At 65.4% G+C, this 20,206-nt stretch carries 19 protein-coding genes; 8 read left to right on the forward strand and 11 right to left on the reverse strand.

Annotation, left to right across the window (positions count from 1 at the left end; all coding sequences use genetic code 11):
- Positions 1–5: 5 nt before the first annotated feature.
- The 9 genes from soxA to ACVILL_RS25255 all read right to left on the reverse strand — a co-directional run bounded on the left by soxA (position 6) and on the right by ACVILL_RS25255 (position 8,297).
- A complete protein-coding gene (gene soxA, locus ACVILL_RS25215; protein WP_456731500.1) occupies positions 6–779 on the reverse strand; it encodes a sulfur oxidation c-type cytochrome SoxA in 774 nt (257 codons plus the stop codon).
- Positions 776–1,096 (reverse strand): thiosulfate oxidation carrier complex protein SoxZ, encoded by a 321-nt coding sequence (soxZ, locus tag ACVILL_RS25220; RefSeq protein WP_050423390.1) that lies wholly within the window; start codon positions 1,094–1,096, stop codon positions 776–778. The genes soxA and soxZ overlap by 4 nt, the downstream gene beginning before the upstream one ends.
- The gene (locus ACVILL_RS25225; protein ID WP_456731501.1) at positions 1,096–1,560 is read right to left on the reverse strand and encodes a SoxY-related AACIE arm protein; all 465 of its coding nucleotides are present in this window, start codon (positions 1,558–1,560) and stop codon (positions 1,096–1,098) included. Before ACVILL_RS25225 ends, soxZ begins: the two co-directional genes overlap by 1 nt.
- A 13-nt stretch (positions 1,561–1,573) precedes the next feature.
- The gene (gene soxX / locus ACVILL_RS25230) at positions 1,574–2,002 is read right to left on the reverse strand and encodes a sulfur oxidation c-type cytochrome SoxX (protein ID WP_456734358.1); all 429 of its coding nucleotides are present in this window, start codon (positions 2,000–2,002) and stop codon (positions 1,574–1,576) included.
- Positions 2,003–2,015: 13 nt separating this feature from the next.
- The gene (locus ACVILL_RS25235; protein WP_456731502.1) at positions 2,016–3,287 is read right to left on the reverse strand and encodes an FCSD flavin-binding domain-containing protein; all 1,272 of its coding nucleotides are present in this window, start codon (positions 3,285–3,287) and stop codon (positions 2,016–2,018) included.
- A 57-nt stretch (positions 3,288–3,344) separates the two neighbouring features.
- Entirely contained in the window at positions 3,345–5,543 is a 2,199-nt protein-coding gene (locus ACVILL_RS25240) for a molybdopterin cofactor-binding domain-containing protein (RefSeq protein ID WP_456731503.1), read from the reverse strand.
- Positions 5,544–5,553: 10 nt separating this feature from the next.
- Positions 5,554–6,003 carry a (2Fe-2S)-binding protein gene (locus tag ACVILL_RS25245; protein WP_456731504.1) on the reverse strand — a complete coding sequence of 150 codons (450 nt, stop codon included), beginning with the start codon at positions 6,001–6,003 and terminating at the stop codon, positions 5,554–5,556.
- Positions 6,004–6,157: 154 nt separating this feature from the next.
- Complete coding sequence (locus tag ACVILL_RS25250; protein WP_456731505.1) at positions 6,158–7,570, reverse strand: MFS transporter; 1,413 nt, start codon at positions 7,568–7,570, stop codon at positions 6,158–6,160.
- 103 nt (positions 7,571–7,673) lie between these two features.
- A complete protein-coding gene (locus tag ACVILL_RS25255) occupies positions 7,674–8,297 on the reverse strand; it encodes a TetR/AcrR family transcriptional regulator (RefSeq protein ID WP_456731506.1) in 624 nt (207 codons plus the stop codon).
- Between the two features lie 77 nt (positions 8,298–8,374).
- On the opposite strand from ACVILL_RS25255, the gene ACVILL_RS25260 reads away from it, so the two are divergent.
- The 4 genes from ACVILL_RS25260 to ACVILL_RS25275 all read left to right on the forward strand — a co-directional run bounded on the left by ACVILL_RS25260 (position 8,375) and on the right by ACVILL_RS25275 (position 13,102).
- Positions 8,375–8,737, forward strand: coding sequence for a darcynin family protein (locus tag ACVILL_RS25260; protein ID WP_456731507.1), 363 nt, complete (start codon positions 8,375–8,377; stop codon positions 8,735–8,737).
- A 453-nt stretch (positions 8,738–9,190) separates the two neighbouring features.
- Positions 9,191–10,933 (forward strand): ABC transporter permease, encoded by a 1,743-nt coding sequence (locus tag ACVILL_RS25265; RefSeq protein ID WP_456731508.1) that lies wholly within the window; start codon positions 9,191–9,193, stop codon positions 10,931–10,933.
- A 24-nt stretch (positions 10,934–10,957) separates the two neighbouring features.
- Positions 10,958–11,983, forward strand: a complete 1,026-nt coding sequence (locus ACVILL_RS25270) for an ABC transporter substrate-binding protein (protein WP_456731509.1) — start codon at positions 10,958–10,960, stop codon at positions 11,981–11,983.
- Between the two features lie 15 nt (positions 11,984–11,998).
- A complete protein-coding gene (locus ACVILL_RS25275) occupies positions 11,999–13,102 on the forward strand; it encodes an ABC transporter ATP-binding protein (RefSeq protein ID WP_456731510.1) in 1,104 nt (367 codons plus the stop codon).
- A gap of 7 nt (positions 13,103–13,109) precedes the next feature.
- On the opposite strand, the gene ACVILL_RS25280 is transcribed toward ACVILL_RS25275, so the two are convergent.
- Together ACVILL_RS25280 and ACVILL_RS25285 are read right to left on the reverse strand one after the other, a co-directional pair.
- Positions 13,110–14,090, reverse strand: a complete 981-nt coding sequence (locus ACVILL_RS25280) for a Bug family tripartite tricarboxylate transporter substrate binding protein (RefSeq protein ID WP_456731511.1) — start codon at positions 14,088–14,090, stop codon at positions 13,110–13,112.
- Positions 14,091–14,134: 44 nt separating this feature from the next.
- Positions 14,135–14,923 (reverse strand): IclR family transcriptional regulator, encoded by a 789-nt coding sequence (locus ACVILL_RS25285; RefSeq protein WP_456731512.1) that lies wholly within the window; start codon positions 14,921–14,923, stop codon positions 14,135–14,137.
- Positions 14,924–15,026: 103 nt separating this feature from the next.
- On the opposite strand from ACVILL_RS25285, the gene ACVILL_RS25290 reads away from it, so the two are divergent.
- The 4 genes from ACVILL_RS25290 to ACVILL_RS25305 are packed head-to-tail and all read left to right on the forward strand — an operon-like array spanning position 15,027 to position 20,124.
- On the forward strand, positions 15,027–15,767 hold the full coding sequence (locus tag ACVILL_RS25290) for an acyl-CoA dehydrogenase family protein (protein ID WP_456731513.1): 741 nt from the start codon (positions 15,027–15,029) through the stop codon (positions 15,765–15,767).
- Between the two features lie 52 nt (positions 15,768–15,819).
- Positions 15,820–16,272 carry an acyl-CoA dehydrogenase family protein gene (locus ACVILL_RS25295; protein WP_456731514.1) on the forward strand — a complete coding sequence of 151 codons (453 nt, stop codon included), beginning with the start codon at positions 15,820–15,822 and terminating at the stop codon, positions 16,270–16,272.
- Positions 16,273–16,317: 45 nt separating this feature from the next.
- Positions 16,318–18,138 carry a flavin-containing monooxygenase gene (locus ACVILL_RS25300; RefSeq protein ID WP_456731515.1) on the forward strand — a complete coding sequence of 607 codons (1,821 nt, stop codon included), beginning with the start codon at positions 16,318–16,320 and terminating at the stop codon, positions 18,136–18,138.
- 42 nt (positions 18,139–18,180) lie between these two features.
- Complete coding sequence (locus tag ACVILL_RS25305; RefSeq protein ID WP_456731516.1) at positions 18,181–20,124, forward strand: alkyl/aryl-sulfatase; 1,944 nt, start codon at positions 18,181–18,183, stop codon at positions 20,122–20,124.
- The last annotated feature ends 82 nt before the right edge of the window (positions 20,125–20,206 follow it).

Below are 20,206 nucleotides of genomic sequence, written 5' to 3' on the forward strand. Positions count from 1 at the left end.
CGCAATCAAGGCCGCACCGCCGGCGTCTCGACCGGCATGCCGCGCGCCCTCGTCATCAGATAGAGCTCGAGCTCGACCAGCTCCGGCGAACCGTAATCATAGGCCTGCGCCCGGATGCCGGTGATGCAGGCGCGCAGCCGCCGCTGCAACGATCCGAGCGCCTGCCATTCCAGCCGGTAGAGCGGATAGCCGGTCGGCTGTCCTTGCGTGATCGCGCTGCCCGCGAGCTTCTTGTCCCAATTGTCGTCGTGGCAATTCGCACAGGCCAGATTGAGCTGGCCCTGCCGCTGCATGAACAGCGCGTGGCCCTTTTCGACGAAGGGGGCGAGCTCCGGATCGTCGCCGGCCGCGATCGGCGTGCCGCGCGATTGCTGCGCGACATAGGCTGATAGTGCCAGGAGCTCGCGGCTCTCATAGGCGAACGGCGATGCGTGCTGGTGGTTGGTACGGCAGAGGTTGATCCGCCCTTCGAGGTCGACCGGCCTTCCCAGTGTCTTCTCGAACGCAGGATAATGCGCCGCGACGCCCTTCATGCTGACGCGCGCATCATTGTGGCAGTCGGCGCAGGCCTTGTTCGCGGCGCCGGCCTTGCGCTTCCACAGCGTCTCGCCGTCGAGCACCGAGAGCATGCCGGGATTGTCAGTGTCCTCGTCCTGCATCGCCTTGGTGTCCGCGCTCATGAAGCTATAGCCGGAGCGGCGTTCGGCTTGCGGAATCTCGGCGGCGAGCGCCGCGCCCGCCATCGCCGTCAGCAGCGCGATGCAGACGGCAACCTTCATTCGACCGTGATCGAAGCCTGTGCGGTCTCCGAAAACCCCTTGTCGCCGATCCATTCGAACTCGAACTTGCCGCTCTCGGTCACTGTCGTGAAGAAGGTGATGAATGGATTGGCCGCGATCGCCGGAAACAGGTCGGCGCGGAACACCTCCGTGCCGTTGAAGCGGCAGGTGAAGCTCGTGATGATGTCGCGCGGCACCACGCTGCCGGACGCGGTGTGGCGATAGCCGGTCTCCATGATATGCGACATCAGCGTCTTGATCTCGATGACGTCGCCGCGCTTGGCCTTCTTCGGCACATTGATCAGGGCGGACGGCATCAGATCGCCTCCTCGGTGCAGGCGGCGAGCGTCACCACGACGTCTGCGCTCGCCGACCAGAACGTGTCGTCGGACAGCCGCGCGATGGCGGTGACCTTCTGGCTGTCGGCGAGGCGGATGCGGGTCGAGACCTGGGCGCGGCCGGCGTGCGGCCCGAGATAGAAATTGCCGATGTTCGGCTGCGGGTTCTTCTCGTTGAAGACGTGGATGCTCTTCACATATTCGTCCGCCGTCATCGGGCTCGTCACGCTGACCGTCATCGGCACCGTGTTGCCGTTCTCGACCAGCGGCGGGATGTCGAGCTTGACCTTGCCGGTTCGTACATTGGCTTCGCCGACGACGTTGCGGATCGCGGCTTGCAGCATCGCCGGCGTCGCGTCGGCAGGGCGAACGATCACCATCACTGCGGCGCCTCCGGCGAGGCCCAGTACTGTGCGGCGTGTGGTGTGGTTTGAATTCGCCATCGATTGATAAGTCCTAGTTCCGCAACGTCACCAGATAGGCCACGATATCCTCGATCTGCTCCGCCGGCAGGATCGGCTTGCCGCGCCATGAATTGCCGACGCGCGTGAGCCCGTCGACGCGATAATAGGACGGCATGATCGTCGCCGCATTGAGATGCGCCGCATCGACCAGCCGGAGCCGCAATTGTCCTTCCGACCAGCGAGCGCCGCTGCCGGAAAGGTTCGGCGCGAGGTCGCCTTGGAACGCCTGCTCGGCAAATGGGCCGCTGTGGCAGAGGATGCAAGTGGAGGAACGCTCGACCACGAGTGCACGGCCGCGCGTGGCGTCGCCCTTGGTTCCCGTCAACGGCCGCGGAATTGCGTCCCCCACGACGGTGTAGGGCCGCAGCTCCTGAGCGCCGGCCGGCCCGCAAGCCGCGATCAGTCCAGCGGCGAGGAACACTGTGAGGGTGAGCCTAGCCAAAGGCCTCTCCCGTGATGGTCTTGAACCAGTCGAGCGCCTGATCGGCCTCGCGCTGGCGCACCTCGCGCGGCGCGTCGACCGGGCTCGTGGTCACCTCGGCCTCGGCATACTGATCTTCCTTCGGCTGATAGATGCCCTTCAGCGAGAATGCGTAGCCGGGCGCGACCGTGTTGTAGCAGGCGCCGTCGAGCCGCGGTGTGTCCGGCGCCTTGCCCGCGAGCGCGTTCACGATCGCCGCCGCGCAGGCCCGGCCTTGCGCCGCCGCGGCGGAGGCGGATTTCGGAATGCCGCCGGCGATCGCGGCGTCGCCGATGACATGGATATTTGGCACGAGCTTCGAGGCGAAGGTCACCGGATCAATCGGGCACCAGCCGGTGTGGTCGGCGGCGCCGGCGATCTCGGCGATGCGGCCGGCCCTTTGCGGCGGGATCACATTGGCGACCGCGGCGGTGTAGTTGCCGAAGTCGGTGACGATCTCGTTGGTCGCCGGATTGACCGACGTGACGCGCCCGCCTTGCGACAGCGCGATGCGCTCGATCATGTCGGGATAGAGCTCGCTCCAGGCCTTCTCGAACAGCTTCTGCTGCGAGTAATTGTCCTTGGCGTCGAGCACCAGGATCTTCGACTTCGGTTTCCTGGCCTTCAGATAATGCGCGATCAGGCTGGCGCGCTCGTAAGGCGCCGGTGGACAGCGCAGCGGCGCGGCGGGGACCGCGATCACGACGAGGCCGCCATCGTCCATCGCCTCGAGCTGCCTGCGCAGCAGCAGCGTTTGCTCGCCGGCCCTCCAGGCGTGCGGCATTTTCTCCGTGGCCGCCTCGTCGTAGCCGGGCAAAGCGTCGAAGTGCATGTCGATGCCGGGGGTGAGCACCAGCCGGTCGTAGGACAGCGTCGTGCCGTCGGCGAGCGCGATGCTGCGCGCCTGCGCATCGACCTTGGTGGCGGCTTGGGCGGCAACCGTGATGCCGTCGGCCGCAACCTTGCCATAGGTGAATTGCTGCGCTGGAAGCTCGCGCAGACCTACGATCACCTCGTTGCTGAACGGGCAGGCGGTGAAGATCTTGTTTGGCTCGATCAGCGTGACCTGAAGCTTTGCATCGAGCCGCCGCAGCGCCCGTGCGCAGGCCGCGCCGCCGAAGCCGCCGCCGATCACCGCGATGCGCGGTGCCGCTTGCGCGAGCGCCGGACGCGCCAGTGCGGCCGCTGCGACGGCAGCGGCGCCACGGACCACATCCCTGCGCGTCTGATGACGCGTGACGGCCATGCACGACAATCCGGAAAAAGGAAACGGCGGCCGCTCGGGCCGCCGCTTCCGGTTTGCTCAGGCGAAGGAGATGTTCTGGGTGCGCAGCGGGAAAGAGCGGATGCGCTTACCCGTCGCCGCGAAATAGGCGTTGAGCACCGCCGGCGCCGCAACGCCGATGGTCGGCTCGCCGACGCCGCCCCAGAACCCGCCGCTCGGCACCATCACCGCTTCGACCTTCGGCATTTCGTTGATGCGCATCGAGTTGTAGGTGTCGAAGTTGGTCTGCTCGATGCGGCCGTCCTTCACGGTGCAGCCGCCGTAGAACAGCGCGCTGAGGCCGTAGACGAACGAGCCCGCGATCTGCCGTTCCACCTGCGCCGGGTTGACGATGTAACCCGGATCGGTGGAGGCGACGATGCGATGCACCTTGATCTTGCTGCCGTCGGTCACCGAGATCTCGGCGGCGCCGGCAACATAGCTGCCATAGCCCATCACCTGCGCGATGCCGCGATAGATGCCCTGCGGCGCCGGCGTGCCCCAGCCGATCTTCTCGGCCACGGCATTGAGCACCGCGAGATGTTTCGGGTTCTTGCCCATCAGCTTGCGGCGGAATTCGAGCGGGTCCTGGCCTGCGGCCAGCGCCAGCTCGTCCATGAAGCATTCCATGTAGATCGCGTTGTGATTGACGTTGACGCCGCGCCAGAACCCCGGCGGGACGTGCGGATTGCGCATGGAATGCTCGACCAGCAGGTTCGGCACCGAATAGCCGATCGCGGCCTCGCCGGCTTGCGCGACGCCCTGGAATGCGGCGGGGTCCATGCCGTTCTGCAACGCTTCGGGACGCACCGAGAACAGGATGGATTGGCCCGACAGCCGGTAGTGCAGCGCGACCAGGTTGTTGTCGGCATCGAACGCGCCGGTCAGCTTGCACTGCGTGACCGGATGGTACTTGCCGTGCTGCATGTCCTCTTCGCGCGACCACAACAGCTTGACCGGCGTACCCGGCATCTGCTTGGCGATCGCCACCGCCTGCCGGACATAGTCGGTCATGCCGCGCCGGCCGAAGCCGCCGCCGAGCATCAGCTTGTGCACGTCGACCTTGTCCGCCGGCAGGCCGGAGGCCTCGAGTGCCGCCGCGAACGCCGCCTCGCCATTCTGCGTGCCGCACCACACTTCGCATTTGTCAGGCGTGTAGAGCACGGTGGCGTTCATCGGCTCCATCGTGGCGTGGTTCTGGTAGGGATAGCTGTAGACCGCCTCGACCTTCTTGGCAGCGCTCGCGATCGCGGCTTTTGCATCGCCGTTCTGGTTGCCGATATAGGCCGGCTGCGCATTGTCGAGACCTTCGGCTAGCCACTTCGCGATCGTTTCGCTGGAAACCTTTGCGTTGTCGCCCTCATCCCAGACGATCGGCAGTGCATCCAGCGCCGTCTTGGCGTGCCACCAGGTGTCGGCGACGACGGCAACCGCGCTGTTGCCGACCGCCACCACCTTCTTGACGCCCTTCATGTTGGCGATCTTGGCTTCGTCGAAGCTTTTCACCTTGCCGCCGAACACCGGACAGTCCTTGATCGCGGCGTTCAGCATGCCCGGCAGCTTGACGTCGATGCCGTAGATCATCTTGCCGGTGGTCTTGTCCACGGTGTCGAGCCGCTTCAGGCCCTTGCCGGCGATGGTCCAGTCCTTCGGGTCCTTCAGCTTGACGTCGGCCGGCGGCTCGAGCTTGGCGGCGGCTTCCGCCACCTTGCCGTAGGTCGTGGTCTTGCCCGACGCCGTGTGGGTGATCACGCCGTTGGAGACCTTGCACTCGGTGGCCGGCACCTTCCACTCATTGGCCGCGGCCTGGATCAGCATCATGCGCGCGGTGGCGCCGCCCTTGCGGACATAATCCTGCGAAGTGCGGATGCCGCGGCTGCCGCCGGTGGAGAAATCGCCCCAGGCGCGCTTGCGGGCGACGCTCTGGCCGGGCGTCGGATATTCGGTGGTGACCTTCGACCAGTCGCATTCCAGCTCCTCGGCGACGAGCTGGGCGAGGCCGGTCAGCGTGCCCTGGCCCATCTCGGAACGGGCGATGCGGATCACCACCGTGTCGTCGGGCCGGATCACGACCCAGGCGTTGACCTCGGGCGCGCCGTCGGCTGCGCGCACCACGGTGGGGCCGCCGAACGGCAGATCAAGGCCGAGCGCGAGGCCGGCGCCGGCGGTTGCGGTGCCGATCACGAAGGCGCGGCGGTTGAGCTTCGGCATGACGTGCTGGTTGACTTGCAGATTCATGGCTGCCTCCTCACGCGTTCGCGGCAGCATGAATCGCCTCGCGCACCTGCTGGAAGGTGCCGCAGCGGCAAATATTGGTGATGGCGTCGTTGATGTCGTTGTCGTTCGGCTTCGGGTTCTCTTTCAAGAGCGCCGCCACGGCCATGATCATGCCGCTCTGGCAATAGCCGCATTGCGGCACGTCGCTGGCGATCCAGGCGAGCTGCACCTTGTGCATCACGCCGTTGACCTCGAGACCCTCGATGGTGGTGATGTCCTTGCCGGCCGCTTCGCTCACCGTCACGCCGCAGGAGCGCATCGCGACCCCATCGATATGCACGGTGCAGGCGCCGCATTGTGCAATGCCGCAGCCGTATTTGGTCCCCGTCAGTCCGACATTCTCGCGAATCGCCCACAGCAGTGGCGTGTCGTCCTCGACGTCTATAGTGATTGTCTTGCCGTTGATTTTGAGGTTTGCCATCGCTTTCCCCTGAATGGCCCGATCCTCCGATCGGACTTCAGCGCGATGTTGGCCTTGAAACTGGAACGGTTCAAATCAAGAAAATGCGCTTGCAGCGCGGAAGAAAGTTGATGCTGTGGTGTTTGGTCGCGCCTCTGCGCGCATCACATGCCTGTCATGACTTTTGCGGCGAAGCGACGGCCAGACGAAGGAAGCTCATGACGCTGCCGAGCGCGGCAAATCCGGCGCCGAGCGCCAGCGCCACCGTCGCACCCTCGCGGTCGGCCAGCGCGAAGCAAAGCGCGGCGAGCGCGGCGCCGGTGGTCTGCCCGGTCAACCGCGCGGTCGCGACAATGCCGCTGGCGCTGCCGCTGCGATGCGACGGTGCGCTCGACATGATCGCCTTCATGTTCGGGGTCTGGAAGAAGCCGAAGCCGATGCCGCAGATCATCGTGCGCCAGACGATGTTGGCGACGCTGGGGTCCGCGGGCAGGGTCGCGAGCAGCACCATGCCAAGCCCGAGCAGCAGCATGCCGATGCCGCCGAGGATGCCGGCCGGATAACGATCCGACAGCCGGCCGCCGATCGGCGCCATGAAGGCGACCACCAGCGGCCAGGGCGTCATGAAGAAGCCGGTCTCGACCTGCGAGCGGTGCAGAATGTCCTCGAAGTAGAACGGCAGCGACACGAAGGCGAGGCCCTGCACAGCAAATGAGCACACGGCGGTCGCGGCCGACAACGCGAAGATCGGCCGGCGGAACAGGTCGATCGGCAGCATCGGCGCCGGATGATCGGCATGCCGGCGGGTCAGGATCCAACCGAACAACAGCGCGCCGACGAGCTCGGCGATCACGAGCGCAGGCGTTGCCTTGTGCGCGGCGCTGCCGATGCCGATGATGAAGAGGCCGAGGCAAGCGCAGGCGAGCGCGGCGCCGGCGAAGTCGAAGGTGTGTTTGGCGCGTGGTGTTTTCGGCAGCGTCTTCATGCCAATCAGCAATGCGACGACGCCGAACGGAATGTTGACGGCAAACAGCCAGGGCCATGGACCCAGCGCGAGGATACCGGAGGCGATGGTCGGCCCCAGCGTGAAGGCGGTCGCGACGACCAGCGCATTGTGGCCGAAGCCGCGGCCGTGCATCCGGCTCGGATAGACGAAGCGCACCAGCGCGGTGTTGACGCTCATCAGGCCGCTGGCGCCGAGCCCTTGCAAGGTGCGCGCGATCAGCAGGCTCGGCAGCGACCACGCCAGGGCACAGCCGAGTGACGCCAACGTGAACAGCAGGAGGCCACCGAGATAGATCCGCTGGTGGCCGACGATTTCGCCGAGCGCGCCGAGCGGCAACAGCGTCGCGACCAGGGCGATCTGATAGACGTTGACCACCCACACCACCTCCGCAGGGCTGACATGCAAATCGGTGGCGATCGCGGGCAGCGCGATGTTGGCGATCGCGGTGTCGAGCGAGGCCATCGCCAGCGCCGTGAAGATCGCGGCCACCGCCCAGCGGCGCCGTTCCCAAGGCAGCCCGTCGGGCAATCCATCGCTGATCGGCGCGGCCGCCGCGCCGGTGATCGGGGTCTTCTCGAGCATGCCTGAAAATGTCTCCGCGATCGCCATGTACTACGCCGGCATCCCGTTCCCCAGCCGCGCCAGTGCATGATGCATATGCGAAGCGGCCTTGGCGGAAGGGCGCCTACAGATCCCGGCGTGGCCCGAACAGATATCCCTCGACGGCACGCAGCACCCGGCGGCTTGCCGCAGCCTGCGAAAGGTCCTGTTGAAGCGCATGGTCGACCATGGCGCGGCTGATCACGATCAAATCCTCGATGGCGTCATCGTCGACTGGCCTTGCGATCTCACAACGATGCCGGGCCAGCAGGGCGGCGACCAGGTCCTTCAATTCGCTGGCCGCTGACGTGCCCGATGACGTCGGGCGCAGGCGATCCTCCTCGGTCTCCAGAATGCGGTTGAGCCCGGCCCGCTCGGCGTGCGCCTCGAGTTGGGCGCGAATGATCAGGTTGAGCGACGCGGTCAAGCTCTTGCCTTCGGACGCTGCGACGGCATCCCGCACCTTCGCCAGCAGCGCGTCCTCGAACCTGGCGATCAAGGCCAGCGTCAGCGCGTCCTTGTTGGGGAAGTACTGGTAGACCGAGCCGACGCTGATCCCGCCGCGCTCGGCCACTGCATTGGTGTTGTAACCCTCGAGGCCGCGCGACTCCAAAACGCGAGCCGCGGCTTCAAGAATGACCGCCACGGTTTCCCGCGAACGCTGTTGAAGCGGCTGTTTCCGGGCCTTTACGCGCCGTTTTGCCGGCATGACGGACTGCTCCTGGAACGCGAGTTGTAGAACATGAGCAATTACTCGCATTATGGAGGCGAAAGGAGAACCAATCAATGGTGACACTGCAAACCACCTCGTCCCCCGTGCTTCCCGAACACGAGGACGATCCGCACACGTTTCATATCTTCGTCATGGTCAAGACCACGCGGCACTGGCTCGATCTGAAGACCGAGCAGCGCCTCGCATTCCTGCACGAGGAGGTCATTCCGCTGCTCCGGCGCCGTCCCGAGCTGAAGCTGCGCTGGTTCGAGCCGGAGGCCTTCTCGACCAGGGCGAGCGACGTCATGATCTGCGAAACCCGCGACCTCTCGGCCTGGGCGTGGTTCTGCGATCACCTGCGCGAGACGAGATTTTGGGATCATTATTTCGAAGTGCTGGACATCATGCCGGCGCTCGAAGGCAATTATCTTGCCTAGATTGCCGGCCCGGATCGTTCCGGCCGGCGTGGCGCGCCACATATTCAGTGTCGTCCCGGCCTAGCGCGCGATTGCGCACGGGGGCCCGGACGACGTGGGGAGGGAATCTTGCCACACTCAGCTGTCATCGCCCGGCTCGACCGGACGATCCGGTACGCCGCGGCCTCTCGGCTCACGCACCGCTGCCTCTGGAATGCTGGATCACCCGCTTTCCTGGATGATGACACCGAACAAGCTGTTCGACAGTTGAGCCAGAACTTGCCCCGTCATGATTGCGTGTGTTGAGCGAGAATGTTCCCGTGCTGCGTCATAGAAACGCGGCAAGCGACTTTCGGATAGCTTGCGTCACAGTCACGATCGACTACGCTTGGTATACAAGCAGGGCCGACGTCAGATCGGACCGCAAGAGGGAAGAGCGCATTGCACGGACAGGCCGACCGGCGCAGCGAAGCCATGCGAAGCGCCGGTGAGGGAACCCGGCGCCGCGCATTCACCGGCCTCTGGGTCACCGCATTGCTGGCGGTCCTCAGCTTCCTGGTGATCTATCCCGTCCTCATGCTGCTGCTCGGCGCACTCACCGATACCAATCCGGTGGTCGACGGCATCCGTCTCAGCCTGAGCCATCTGTCGATCGCCAATTTCCTCGCCGTGCTTGCCAATCCGAATGTCGGCGAAGCGCTGCTCAACACGCTGATCGCCTGCGGCGGCGGCACCGTCATCGCGGTCGCGATCGGGTTGCTGTTTTCCTGGATCGTGGTTCGCACCAACACGCCGTTCAAGGGCTTCATCGCCGCGGCCAGCATCCTGCCGCTGTTCGCGCCGCCGCTGGTCGCGGGCGTGGCCTGGGCCATCCTCGGCTCGCCGAAGACCGGGCTGATCAACACGATGTTCAAGTGGATGGGCTCCGACCTGCGCATCGATCTCTATTCGATGTGGGGCATGGTGTTCGTGTTCGGCATCTATTACGCGCCCTATGTCTACATGTTCACCTCGTCGGCGCTGCGCAACATGGACCCGAGCTTGGAGGAGGCCGCGGAAATATCCGGCGCCAGCGCGTTCGCCACTTTGTTCACGGTGACGTTCCCGCTGATCATGCCGGCGATCGTCTCGGGCATGCTGCTGTCGTTCATCGTGATGCTCGGCATCTACGGCATCCCGGCCGTGCTCGGCGCGCCGACCAACCTGAACGTGCTGACGACCTACATCTTCAAGCTCACCAACTGGTCGCCGCCGCTCTACAACACCGCGGCCGCGGTCGCGATCATCCTGATGGCGGTCACCGGGCTGCTGGTCTATCTGCAGCAGAAATTGCTCAGCGGGCGCAGCTATACCACCGTCGCCGGCAAGGCGTTCCGGCCGCGCAGCCTCGATCTCGGGCCGTGGCGCTGGGTGACCTTCGCGCTCGGGATGGTCTATCTCCTCATCGTCGTGGTGCTGCCGTCGCTGGCATTGATCGTCGCGGCCTTCCGCAAGTTCATGTTCATCCGCGACGCCGCCAGCCTGTTCGACATGCGGCAATACTCGCTGATGCATTTCGAGAGCATCTTCGACAATCCGCTGACCATGAGGTCGATCTACAACGCGGTCGAGGTCGGCATCATCACGGCTGTCGTCGGCGGCGCGCTCGCCTTTGCGATCGGCTACACCATCCATCGCACCCGCGTTGCCGGGCGCGGCGCCATCGACCTGATCTCGACCTTGCCGGTCGCGATCCCCGGGCTGGTGGTCGGCGTCGCCTATCTCTGGGCCTGGATCGGCGTGCCCGGCGGGCTCTACGGCACGATCTGGATTCTCGCGCTCGCCTTCATCGCGCGCTTCATGCCGGACACCGTGAAGGCGCTGTCGACCTCGTTCCTGCAGATCCATCGTGAGCTCGAGGAGGCTGCCTGGGTCTGCGGCCGGGGCATGCTCGGCACCATCACGACGATCGTGCTGCCGCTGGCGCGGCCGGGCGTACTGGCGTCGATGACGCTGCTGTTCGTGCTGGCGATCCGCGAGCTCGGCTCGTCGCTGTTCCTTTACACCAGCAACACCATGGTGATGTCGGTCTTGCTGCTCGACTATTACGAAGGCGGCAATATCGGCAAGACCGCGGCCTTCAGCCTGGTGCAGACGGTGCTGCTCGGGGTTCTGATCGGCGGCGCCAACTGGCTATCGCGCGGGTCCGCGCAGCGCAACGTGGCACGGACCGGATAACAATGAACGAGGGGAGGATTGGCGATGGATAGACGAACCTTCACCATATTGGCGGTGGCAAGCGTGGCGACGCTGGCGTTGGCCCCCGCGGCATGGACGCAGGAGTTCGGCTCGGCGGAACTGATCGCGGCGGCCAAGTCCGAAGGCAAGCTCGTCTACTACACCGCGAACTTCGCCGAGATCGAACAGCAGGTGATCAAGGCCTTCAACAAGCGCTTTCCCGCGATCAAGGTCGAGATGGTCCGCGCACCCGGCGGCCAGCTCATCACCCGCGTGAAGACGGAGGCCGCGGCCGGCAAGCTGATCGCCGACGTCGTCGACCATTCCGATCGCGCCCTCATGCAGCCGCTGGAAGATCTGTTCCAGGACTACGCGCCGCCGAACGCGGCCGACTACGACCCGCATGCGCTGATCTCGCCGAAGCTGTGGCCGCGCGCGACGATCGCCTGGTCGATCGCCTACAACACGGAGCTGGTGAAGGATCCGCCGAAGTCCTGGATGGATTTGACCAAGCCGCAATATGACAAGCTGATCGGACAGGTGTTCGCGCAATCCGGCGGCACCACCTGGACGCGAATCATGTTCGAGCGCCAGGTGCTCGGCGAGGAGTACTGGGCAAAGCAAGCGGCGACCCATCCGGTGCTCTATCCCTCCGGCGCGCCGACCGCCGATGCGCTGGTGCGCGGCGAGATCGCGATCGCGCCGCTGCTCTACAACGTCATCTACCAGAAGAAGAAGGACGGCGCGCCGATCGAGATCTTCTTTCCGCCGGAAGGATCCCCAGTCAATCCCTACGCGACCGGCATTCCCAAGACGGCGGCGCATCCGAACGCGGCCAAGCTGTTCCTGAACTGGTGCCTGTCGAAGGAAGGACAGACCTTCATGATCAAGGAGCTCGGCAACCTGACATCCTTGAAGGAGCCGCCGGCATATCCGGAAGGGTTCGATCCCAAGGTGGTCAAGCTCTGGTATCCGAACTTCGACCAGTATGTGAAGCTGCACGCGGCGTGGGTCGCGGACTGGGACAAGACGTTCGGTTACCGGCAATAGGCGGCGAGGCAAGCGATGACGGCGACGCTCGAGGTCACCGATCTCAGGAAGCAGTTTTCGATCGGCCGCCCGGCGATCGATGGCGTCAGCTTTGGCGTGCCGGCCGGCGAGATCGTGGTGCTGCTCGGGCCGTCCGGCTGCGGCAAGACCACGACGCTGCGCTGCGTCGCCGGGCTCGAGCATCCGACCGGTGGCGAGATCAGCATTTCCGGGCGGACGGTGTCGTCGCCGGCGCGCGGCATCCTGGTGCCGCCGCGTTCGCGCAATCTCGGCATGGTGTTCCAGTCCTATGCGGTGTGGCCGCACATGACGGTGCGGCAGAATGTGATCTATCCGCTGAAGCACCGGACGATCGGGCGCGCCGATGCCGCGCGCATGGTCGAGGAGGCGCTGGCGCTGGTCGGGCTGTCAGACTATGCCGACCGCCCGGTGGTGGCGCTGTCCGGCGGGCAGATGCAGCGCGTCGCGCTGGCGCGCAGCATGGTGTACCGGCCGCAACTGCTGCTGCTCGACGAGCCGCTGTCGAATCTCGACGCCAAACTGCGCCTGCGGCTGCGCGACGACCTCCGCGTCATCCTCAAGCAGACCGGGATGACCGCGCTCTATGTCACCCATGACCAGGCCGAGGCGGTCGTGCTCGGCGACCGGATCGGCGTCATGCGCGACGGCAAGCTGTTGCAGATGGATACGCCCGACGTGATCTACAATCGCCCGGCCGATTTGTTCGTCGCCAATTTCACCGGCGCGACCAATGAGCTCGCGGGAACGCTCGTCGCGTGCAACGGCAAGTATGGCACGGTCGATTTCGGCGACGGCAGGCAAGGCGAGGTGGCCCTCTGCCAGACGCTTAAGCCCGACGAGAAGGTACGGATCGCACTGCGGCCGGAGAACATCGCGATCGGCCGGCCCGACGGCGCCAACACGTTTGCGGCAAAGGTGCTCGACCGCCGCTACCAGGGCACCCAGACCGCCTACGGCATCGAGCTGTTCGGCAAGCGGCTGGAAGCGATCGAGCTCGGCACCGCCGCGCGCCATCAGGTCGGCGTCGAGGCACAGGTCGCACTGCCGCGCGAATGCCTGTGGGCATATCGCGACACCGGACCGGCATCCCCCGACTGACCGGAGACTACTGCAGTGCCATTCCTGCGGTCTTGATCACCGTCGTCAGTTTTTGCTGATCGGCCTTCATCAGCGCCGCGAGCTCGTCGAGCGACATCGGCTTGCCCGGAATATTGGCGAGCGACAGCTGGCGTTGCACGTCGGGGTTCTGCAACGCCTTGTTGATCGCCGCATTGATCTTCTCAAGCAGCGGTGCCGGCGTCGCGGCCGGCACGTAGATCCCGTACCAAGGCACGTAGGCGGCCTCGGCAAAGCCGGCTTCCGCAATCGTTGGAACGTCGGGCAGGTCGGGGACGCGCTTGTCGGTGAACACCGCAAGCGGCTTGACGCTGCCGGCCTTGATGTGCGGCAGCGCGAGTTCGAGCGAGACGATCTCGAAATGCATCAGGTTGGTCATCAGGTCGATCAGGGCCTGCGGCTGGCCCTTGTAGCCGACATTGGTCAGCTTGATGCCGGAGACCTGAAACAGCTTCTGCGCGCTGAGGTCGATCGACGATCCGGTGCCGGGATTGCCGAAGTTGAACTGTCCGGGCTGCTTGCGGGCCAGCTCGACGAACTCGCCGATGGTCTTCACCGGCATCGACGGATGCACCAGCGCCACACTCTGATTCCAGACGGCAAGGCCGACGCACCGGAAATCCTTGGCCGCATTCCAGCCGGCATCCTTGTAGAGATCGGGGTTGACCAGCAGAGCGGGGCCGGTGACGACCCAAGTGTAGCCATCCGGCTCGCTGCGCGCGACCGCGGCGGTGCCGATATTGCTGTTGCCGCCGGGCCGTGCCTCCACAACGACGGTCTGCTTCCAGTCGCGGCCGACCTGCTCGGTCACTGCGCGCGCGACGATGTCGACGATGCCGCCGGCAGGGTAGGGCACGATGATGTGGATCGGCCGGCTCGGATAATTGTCCTGTGCCTGCGCGTCGGCGCTGCCGCCCAGCGCCGCGACGATGCCCACGAGCAAGGCGATCGCGGTCGTGATGCCACGCATGTCTCCCTCCCCAGATGTGCCGCATCGTCGGTTGCGATGCGTGTCTAGTTGTTCGTCACCAGCGAGCGGATGCTGCGGGCGAGCCCGAGCATGCGCGGCCCGCATTCGCGCTCGATCTGCTCGGCGCTGAAGCGGAACGAGGGGATGCCGCAATTGACCGACAGGCAATCGCCGGCGGGTGTGCGATAGAGCGGCGCCGCGACGCCAAAAATCTCGCGACGCCATTCGCCGAGCGAGACCGCAAAGCCGCGCTCGTTGCAGAGCTCCACGTCCGGAAGTGTCCGCCGCTCGACATAGTCGAGCTCCTCGGGGCGTTCGGCCTTGACGCGCGCGACATAGTCGTCGCGCTCCTCCATCGTGAACAGCGACAGCAGCGCGCGCCCGACTGCGGTCGGCGCCAGCGAGGAGACGAAGCCCACGTCGGGCACGTGCGGCACCGCGTCCGTGGTGCGCAGCGTTTCGACATAAATGAAGTCGAGCCCGAACGGCATCGCGATCGACACCGTGCCGCCGGTGTAGGCGGCGAAGTCGCGCATCAGGGGGCGCGCGAGCTGACGGACCTTGAGCGACGACAGCACCGGATAGGCGGCCGCAAGCACGCCGAGCCCGAGCACGAAGCGGCCCTTGGCGTCGCGCCTGAGATAGCCGAGTTGCTCCAGCGTGTAGGTCAGGCGCGAGACGGTCGGCCGCGACAGGCCGGTGTGCCCGGCAAGCTCGGCATTCGAGAGCGGACCTGTGTGGTTGCGGAAGGCGGCCAGCACGTCGAGCCCATGCGCCAGGGTGGTCGCAAAGGACGGATCCGCCTGGGATTCGAGAGAGGACAATGCCGCCATACGAAATAATGATCTCAAATATGCAAGTTTGTCAATATATCGAAACGGAATTTGCAATTCGTTTCGATATAGGCTTATCTCCCGGCCAAAAGACGGAGGCGGCATGGATTTCGATCTGTCCGAACGATCGGAGCGTTGGCGGCGAGACCTGCTGGCCTTCTTCGAGAAGGAGGTGCTGCCGCGTCATCGCGCCTGGCTCGACCACGTCTGTACGCACGGCGACACGCCGCCCTTCATGGCCGAGCTGCAGCAGAAGGCCCGCGCGGCAGGCCTGTGGAATCTCGGCCTGCCCGAGCTTGCCGACGGCGAGCCGGGCACGCGGCTCTCCAATCTCGACTACGCACCGCTGGCGGAGATCATGGGCCGGCTGTTCTGGGCGCCGGAAGTCTTCAACTGCCAGGCGCCCGATGTGCCGAACATGATTGCGCTGCAGAACTGCGCGACGCCGGCGCAGAAGAAGCGCTGGCTGGCGCCGCTGCTCAACGCCGAGACGCGCTCCGCGTTCGGCATGACCGAGCCCGATGTCGCCTCGTCCGATGCCACCAACATTGCAACCCGGATGGCGCGCGACGGCGATCACTACGTCATCAACGGCCGCAAATGGTTCATCACCGGCGCCGCGCATCCGCGCTGCAGCTTCCTGATCGTCATGGGCGTGACGGATGCCGGCGCCGAGCGCACCAGCCGGCATTCCTGGATCATCGTGCCGATGGATGCGCCCGGCGTGCGGCTGGTGCGGCGGCTGCGCTGGATGGGCTGCGAAGATCACACGGCGCCGATCGGCGAGCTTGTGTTCGACAATGTGCGGGTGCCGGCGGAGAACCTGCTCGGCGGCCGAGGGTGAGGGTTTCAAGGTCGCGCAGGTTCGGCTCGGCCCGGCGCGCATCCATCACTGTATGCGCTCGATCGGGCTCTGCGAGCTGCTGATCGAGCTGATGATGGCGCGCGCCGCGGAGCGCAGCGCGTTCGGGCGCAGTGTGATCCAGTACGATACCGTGCAGCGCTGGATCGCCGAGGCCCGCGTCGAGCTGGAGCAGGCGCGGCTGCTCGCCTGGCGCTGTGCCTGGCGGCTCGACCAGACCGGCCATCACGGCGCCTGGCGCGACGTCTCGCTGATCAAGGTCGCGGTGCCCGCGATGCTGCAGAAGATCGCCGACCGCGCGATGCAGGTGTTCGGCGCGATGGGCGGCTCCGACGACACGCCGATCCATCAGGCGCTGGCGTGGGGACGTCTGCTGCGGATCGGTGACGGGCCGGACGAGGTGCATCTGCGGCAGATCTTCCGGATGGAGCCGATGCCGGACTGGTCGATCGCCAACTCGCCCTATCTTGCTGCACATCCCGCCTGAGCGGCGCTACAGTATCCACCTATTTCCCGAACGAGGCGCCTTCCGATGACGATGACCGAGCAAGCCCGAGACGCAAAGCCCGCCGCGATCGACAAGGAGCGGTTGCGCCTGAAATATCAGGAGGAGCGCAACAAGCGGCTGCGTCCCGACGGCAATGACCAGTATCTCCAGATCAAGGGCCAGCTCGCGCATTATCTCGAGGATCCCTACACGCCGGTCGTGGAGCGCGCGCCGAAGACCGACCATGTCAGCTTCGCCTTCATCGGCGGCGGCTTCGCCGGGCTTGCCACCGCGGCGCGGCTGACCGAGGCCGGTATCAAGGATGTCCGCATTGTCGAGAAGGGCGGCGATTTCGGCGGCACCTGGTACTGGAACCGCTATCCCGGCGCGCAATGCGACACGGCGTCGATGGTCTACATGCCGCTGCTCGAAGAGACCGGCCACATGCCGTCGGAGAAATACGCGCATGCGCCGGAGATCCTGGCGCACTGCCAGCGGATCGGCCGGCAGTTCAATCTCTACGACAATGCGCTGTTTCACACCGAGGTGACGAGCCTCGATTGGGATGCCGCGCAATCGCGCTGGCTCATCCGCACGACGCGGGGCGATGCCTTCACCGCGCAATATGCCGGCATCGGCACCGGCCCGCTGCACGTGCCGAAGCTGCCCGGCATTCCCGGCATCGAGCGCTTCAAGGGCCACTCGTTCCACACCAGCCGCTGGGATTACGACTACACCGGCGGCAGCCCTACGGGCGCGTTGATGGACAAGCTCGCCGACAAGCGCGTCGGCATCATCGGCACCGGTGCAACCTCGGTGCAATGCATTCCGCACCTCGCGCGCGCCTGCAAGGAGCTCTACGTCTTCCAGCGCACGCCGTCGTCGGTCGACGTCCGCGGCAATGGACCGATCGATCCGGACTGGTTTGCCGATATCGCGACGCCGGGCTGGCAACAGCGCTGGCTCGAGAATTTCACCGCCAACCAGGCCGGCGGATCGGCCGAGGAAGATCTGGTGCAGGACGGCTGGACCGACCTGTCGAAGCGGATCCGCGCCAAGGTCATGCTGCTGCCGCGCGAGCAGCGGACCTTGGAAAACATGCGCGCGGCATTCGAGGATTCCGACTTCGAGAAGATGGAGGAAATCCGCAACCGGATCGACACCATCGTGCGCGATCCCAAGACGGCGAAGGACCTCAAGGCCTGGTACGGCCAGCTCTGCAAGCGGCCTTGCTTTCACGACGCCTATCTTCAGGCGTTCAACACCCCTGGCACCCATCTGGTCGATACCGACGGCAAGGGCGTGGAGGAGATCACCGAGAACGGGATCGTCGTCGCGGGCAAGGAATACAAGCTCGACTGCATCATCTACGCGTCTGGCTTCGAGGTCGGTACCGAGTACAAGCGCCGGGCGGGTTTCGACGTGACGGGCCGGGACGGCGTCAAGCTGTCGCAGTATTGGGCCGACGGCATGCGCACCAAGCACGGCATCCACGTGCACGGCTTCCCGAACCTGTTCTTCGTGCAGCCGACGCAGGGCGCCAACCTGATCTCCAACGTGCCGCATAATCTGACCGAAGCAGCGCGCACCATCGCCCTGATGGTCGGTCATGCGCAGGCCAATGGCTTCAAGCAAATCGAAGTCAGCAAGGACGCCGAGAACCGCTGGGTCGAACTGCTGCTGACCGCGGTCGGCCGAATGATCGGCGGCCCCGACTGCACGCCCGGCTACTACAACAATGAGGGACGCGAGCCGGGGCCCGCGGCCAAGCTCAACGTCGGCTATCCGGCGGGCGCGCTGGCTTACTTCAAATATATCGAGGAGTGGCGCCGCAGCGGCCAGTTCGAAGGCGTGCAATTCCGCTGAAGGAAGCGCGATCGGGACCGATCTAACGAAGGAGTGCTGAGTATGAGCCAGACAACCGCAAGCGACACGCCGCACGAAGGCCCGAAGGCGGCGTCCGCGCCGGTTATCGCACAGCATGAAGCGACGCTGAAGGCGCTGCCGTTCGCCGACACCAGCGATTTCGATGACGCCGCGCGCGGCTTTCTCGGCACCATCGAGAACGCGCGCATCACCTCGGCCCAGGGCAGGGTGGTCTGGAGCCTGGAGCCTTACGGCTTCCTGTCCGAGGAGACGGCGCCGGCGACCGTCGATCCGAGCCTTTGGCGGCAGTCGCGGCTCAACATGCATCATGGCCTGTTCGAAGTTGTGCCGGGCGTCTACCAGGTGCGCGGCCTCGACATCGCCAACATGACGCTGATCGAGGGCGACAAGGGCGTCATCGTGGTCGACACCCTGACCTCGATCGAGGGCGCGCGCGCCGCGATGGAATTGTACTTCCAGCATCGCGGCAAGCGGCCGGTTGCCGCCGTCATCTTCACCCACACCCACACCGACCATTGGGGCGGCGCCCGCGGCGTGCTCGACCACGCCATGCTTGCGGCGGGCGTGCCGATCATCGCGCCGAACTTCTTCATGGAGCACGCGGTCTCCGAGAACATCATCGCGGGGCCGGCGATGCTGCGCCGCGCGCAATACCAGTTCGGGCCGTTTCTTGCGAAGGGCGTGCGCGGCCATGTCGATTGCGGGCTCGGCAAGACCATGGCGGCGGGTGGCGTGGCGCTGCTGCGGCCGACCGATCTGATCATCGCGACCGGCGACAAGCGCGTGATCGACGGCGTCGAGTTCGAATTCCAGATGGCGCCGAACAGCGAAGCGCCGGCGGAGATGCACTTCTTCATCCCGCGCTACAAGCTGCTGAACCTCGCGGAGAACTGTACGCACAATTTCCACAATCTGCTGCCGTTCCGCGGCGCCGACGTGCGCGACGCTCTGGCCTGGTCGAAATATCTCGGCGAGGCCTTGCAGATGTGGGGCGGCAAGGCCGAGGCGATGTGCGGCCAGCATCACTGGCCGGTGTGGGGACGCGAGCGGATCGACACCATGATCCGCGAGCAGCGCGACCTCTATAAATACGCGCACGACCAGACCATTCGCCTGATGAACCACGGCCTCAACGCAGCCGAGATTGCCGAGACGATCCGGCTGCCCGCGAGCCTCGAGGGCGCCTGGCACGGCCGCGGTTATTACGGCCATATCAGGCACAATGTGAAGGCGATCTACCAGAAGTATCTCGGCTGGTACGACGCCAATCCGGTCAATCTCGATCCACTGCCGCCGGTCGAGGCGGGCAGGAAATATGTCGAGTATATGGGCGGCGCGGATGCGATCCTGAAACGGGCAGCGGCCGATTTCGCCAAGGGTGAATTCCGGTTTGTGGCGCAGGCCGTCAGCCATCTCGTGTTCGCCGAGCCTGACAACCAGGCGGCTCGTGCGCTGCTGGCCGATACGTTCGAGCAGCTCGGCTACGCCGCCGAAAGTTCGACCTGGCGCAACGCCTATCTGTTCGGCGCCCAGGAGTTGCGGCAGGGCATGCCGAAGACGCCGCCGCGCTCGCCGATGCCGCGCGAGACGCTGGCTGCGCTGCGCAGCGAGCAGCTCTGGGACGTGCTCGGCATCCGTCTCAACGGCCCCAAGGCCGAAGGCAAGCGCATCGTGCTGAACTGGAGCTTTACCGACACCGGCGAGAGCTTCGTGCTCAATCTCGAGAACTCCGCGCTCACCTACGTCAAGGGCGCGCAGGCGGCCGATGCGCACGCCAGCTTCACGCTGGCGCGCAGCGTGCTCGACGAGGTCATCGCCAAGCTGACCACGTTCCCGGAAGCGGTCGGCGCCGGCAAGGTCAAGGTCTCCGGCGAGCCGCTGCGGCTCGGCGAATTGATGATGCTGATGGATGAATTCCCGCGGATGTGGGAAATCGTCGAGCCGAAGCGGACGCTGGTGACGTAGTCAATTCCCCGCCGTCATTGCGAGGAGCGAAGCGACGAAGCAATCCATCTCTCCCCGAGTGGAAAGGTGGATTGCTTCGCTT

This window comes from Bradyrhizobium sp. USDA 3364, assembly GCF_054056355.1.

What these genes read in the sequence shown, in the direction of transcription:
- ACVILL_RS25300 (WP_456731515.1), top strand. Translation starts at nt 16,318, where the DNA reads ATGACGATGACCGAGCAAGCCCGAGACGCAAAGCCCGCCGCGATCGAC.
- ACVILL_RS25285 (WP_456731512.1), bottom strand. Translation starts at nt 14,923, where the DNA reads ATGGCGGCATTGTCCTCTCTCGAATCCCAGGCGGATCCGTCCTTTGCG.
- soxZ (WP_050423390.1), bottom strand. Translation starts at nt 1,096, where the DNA reads ATGCCGTCCGCCCTGATCAATGTGCCGAAGAAGGCCAAGCGCGGCGAC.
- ACVILL_RS25290 (WP_456731513.1), top strand. Translation starts at nt 15,027, where the DNA reads ATGGATTTCGATCTGTCCGAACGATCGGAGCGTTGGCGGCGAGACCTG.
- ACVILL_RS25245 (WP_456731504.1), bottom strand. Translation starts at nt 6,003, where the DNA reads ATGGCAAACCTCAAAATCAACGGCAAGACAATCACTATAGACGTCGAG.
- ACVILL_RS25270 (WP_456731509.1), top strand. Translation starts at nt 10,958, where the DNA reads ATGGATAGACGAACCTTCACCATATTGGCGGTGGCAAGCGTGGCGACG.
- ACVILL_RS25260 (WP_456731507.1), top strand. Translation starts at nt 8,375, where the DNA reads ATGGTGACACTGCAAACCACCTCGTCCCCCGTGCTTCCCGAACACGAG.
- ACVILL_RS25225 (WP_456731501.1), bottom strand. Translation starts at nt 1,560, where the DNA reads ATGGCGAATTCAAACCACACCACACGCCGCACAGTACTGGGCCTCGCC.
- ACVILL_RS25250 (WP_456731505.1), bottom strand. Translation starts at nt 7,570, where the DNA reads ATGCTCGAGAAGACCCCGATCACCGGCGCGGCGGCCGCGCCGATCAGC.
- ACVILL_RS25305 (WP_456731516.1), top strand. Translation starts at nt 18,181, where the DNA reads ATGAGCCAGACAACCGCAAGCGACACGCCGCACGAAGGCCCGAAGGCG.
- soxA (WP_456731500.1), bottom strand. Translation starts at nt 779, where the DNA reads ATGAAGGTTGCCGTCTGCATCGCGCTGCTGACGGCGATGGCGGGCGCG.
- ACVILL_RS25255 (WP_456731506.1), bottom strand. Translation starts at nt 8,297, where the DNA reads ATGCCGGCAAAACGGCGCGTAAAGGCCCGGAAACAGCCGCTTCAACAG.
- ACVILL_RS25280 (WP_456731511.1), bottom strand. Translation starts at nt 14,090, where the DNA reads ATGCGTGGCATCACGACCGCGATCGCCTTGCTCGTGGGCATCGTCGCG.
- ACVILL_RS25265 (WP_456731508.1), top strand. Translation starts at nt 9,191, where the DNA reads ATGCGAAGCGCCGGTGAGGGAACCCGGCGCCGCGCATTCACCGGCCTC.
- ACVILL_RS25240 (WP_456731503.1), bottom strand. Translation starts at nt 5,543, where the DNA reads ATGAATCTGCAAGTCAACCAGCACGTCATGCCGAAGCTCAACCGCCGC.
- ACVILL_RS25275 (WP_456731510.1), top strand. Translation starts at nt 11,999, where the DNA reads ATGACGGCGACGCTCGAGGTCACCGATCTCAGGAAGCAGTTTTCGATC.
- ACVILL_RS25235 (WP_456731502.1), bottom strand. Translation starts at nt 3,287, where the DNA reads ATGGCCGTCACGCGTCATCAGACGCGCAGGGATGTGGTCCGTGGCGCC.
- ACVILL_RS25295 (WP_456731514.1), top strand. Translation starts at nt 15,820, where the DNA reads ATGCGCTCGATCGGGCTCTGCGAGCTGCTGATCGAGCTGATGATGGCG.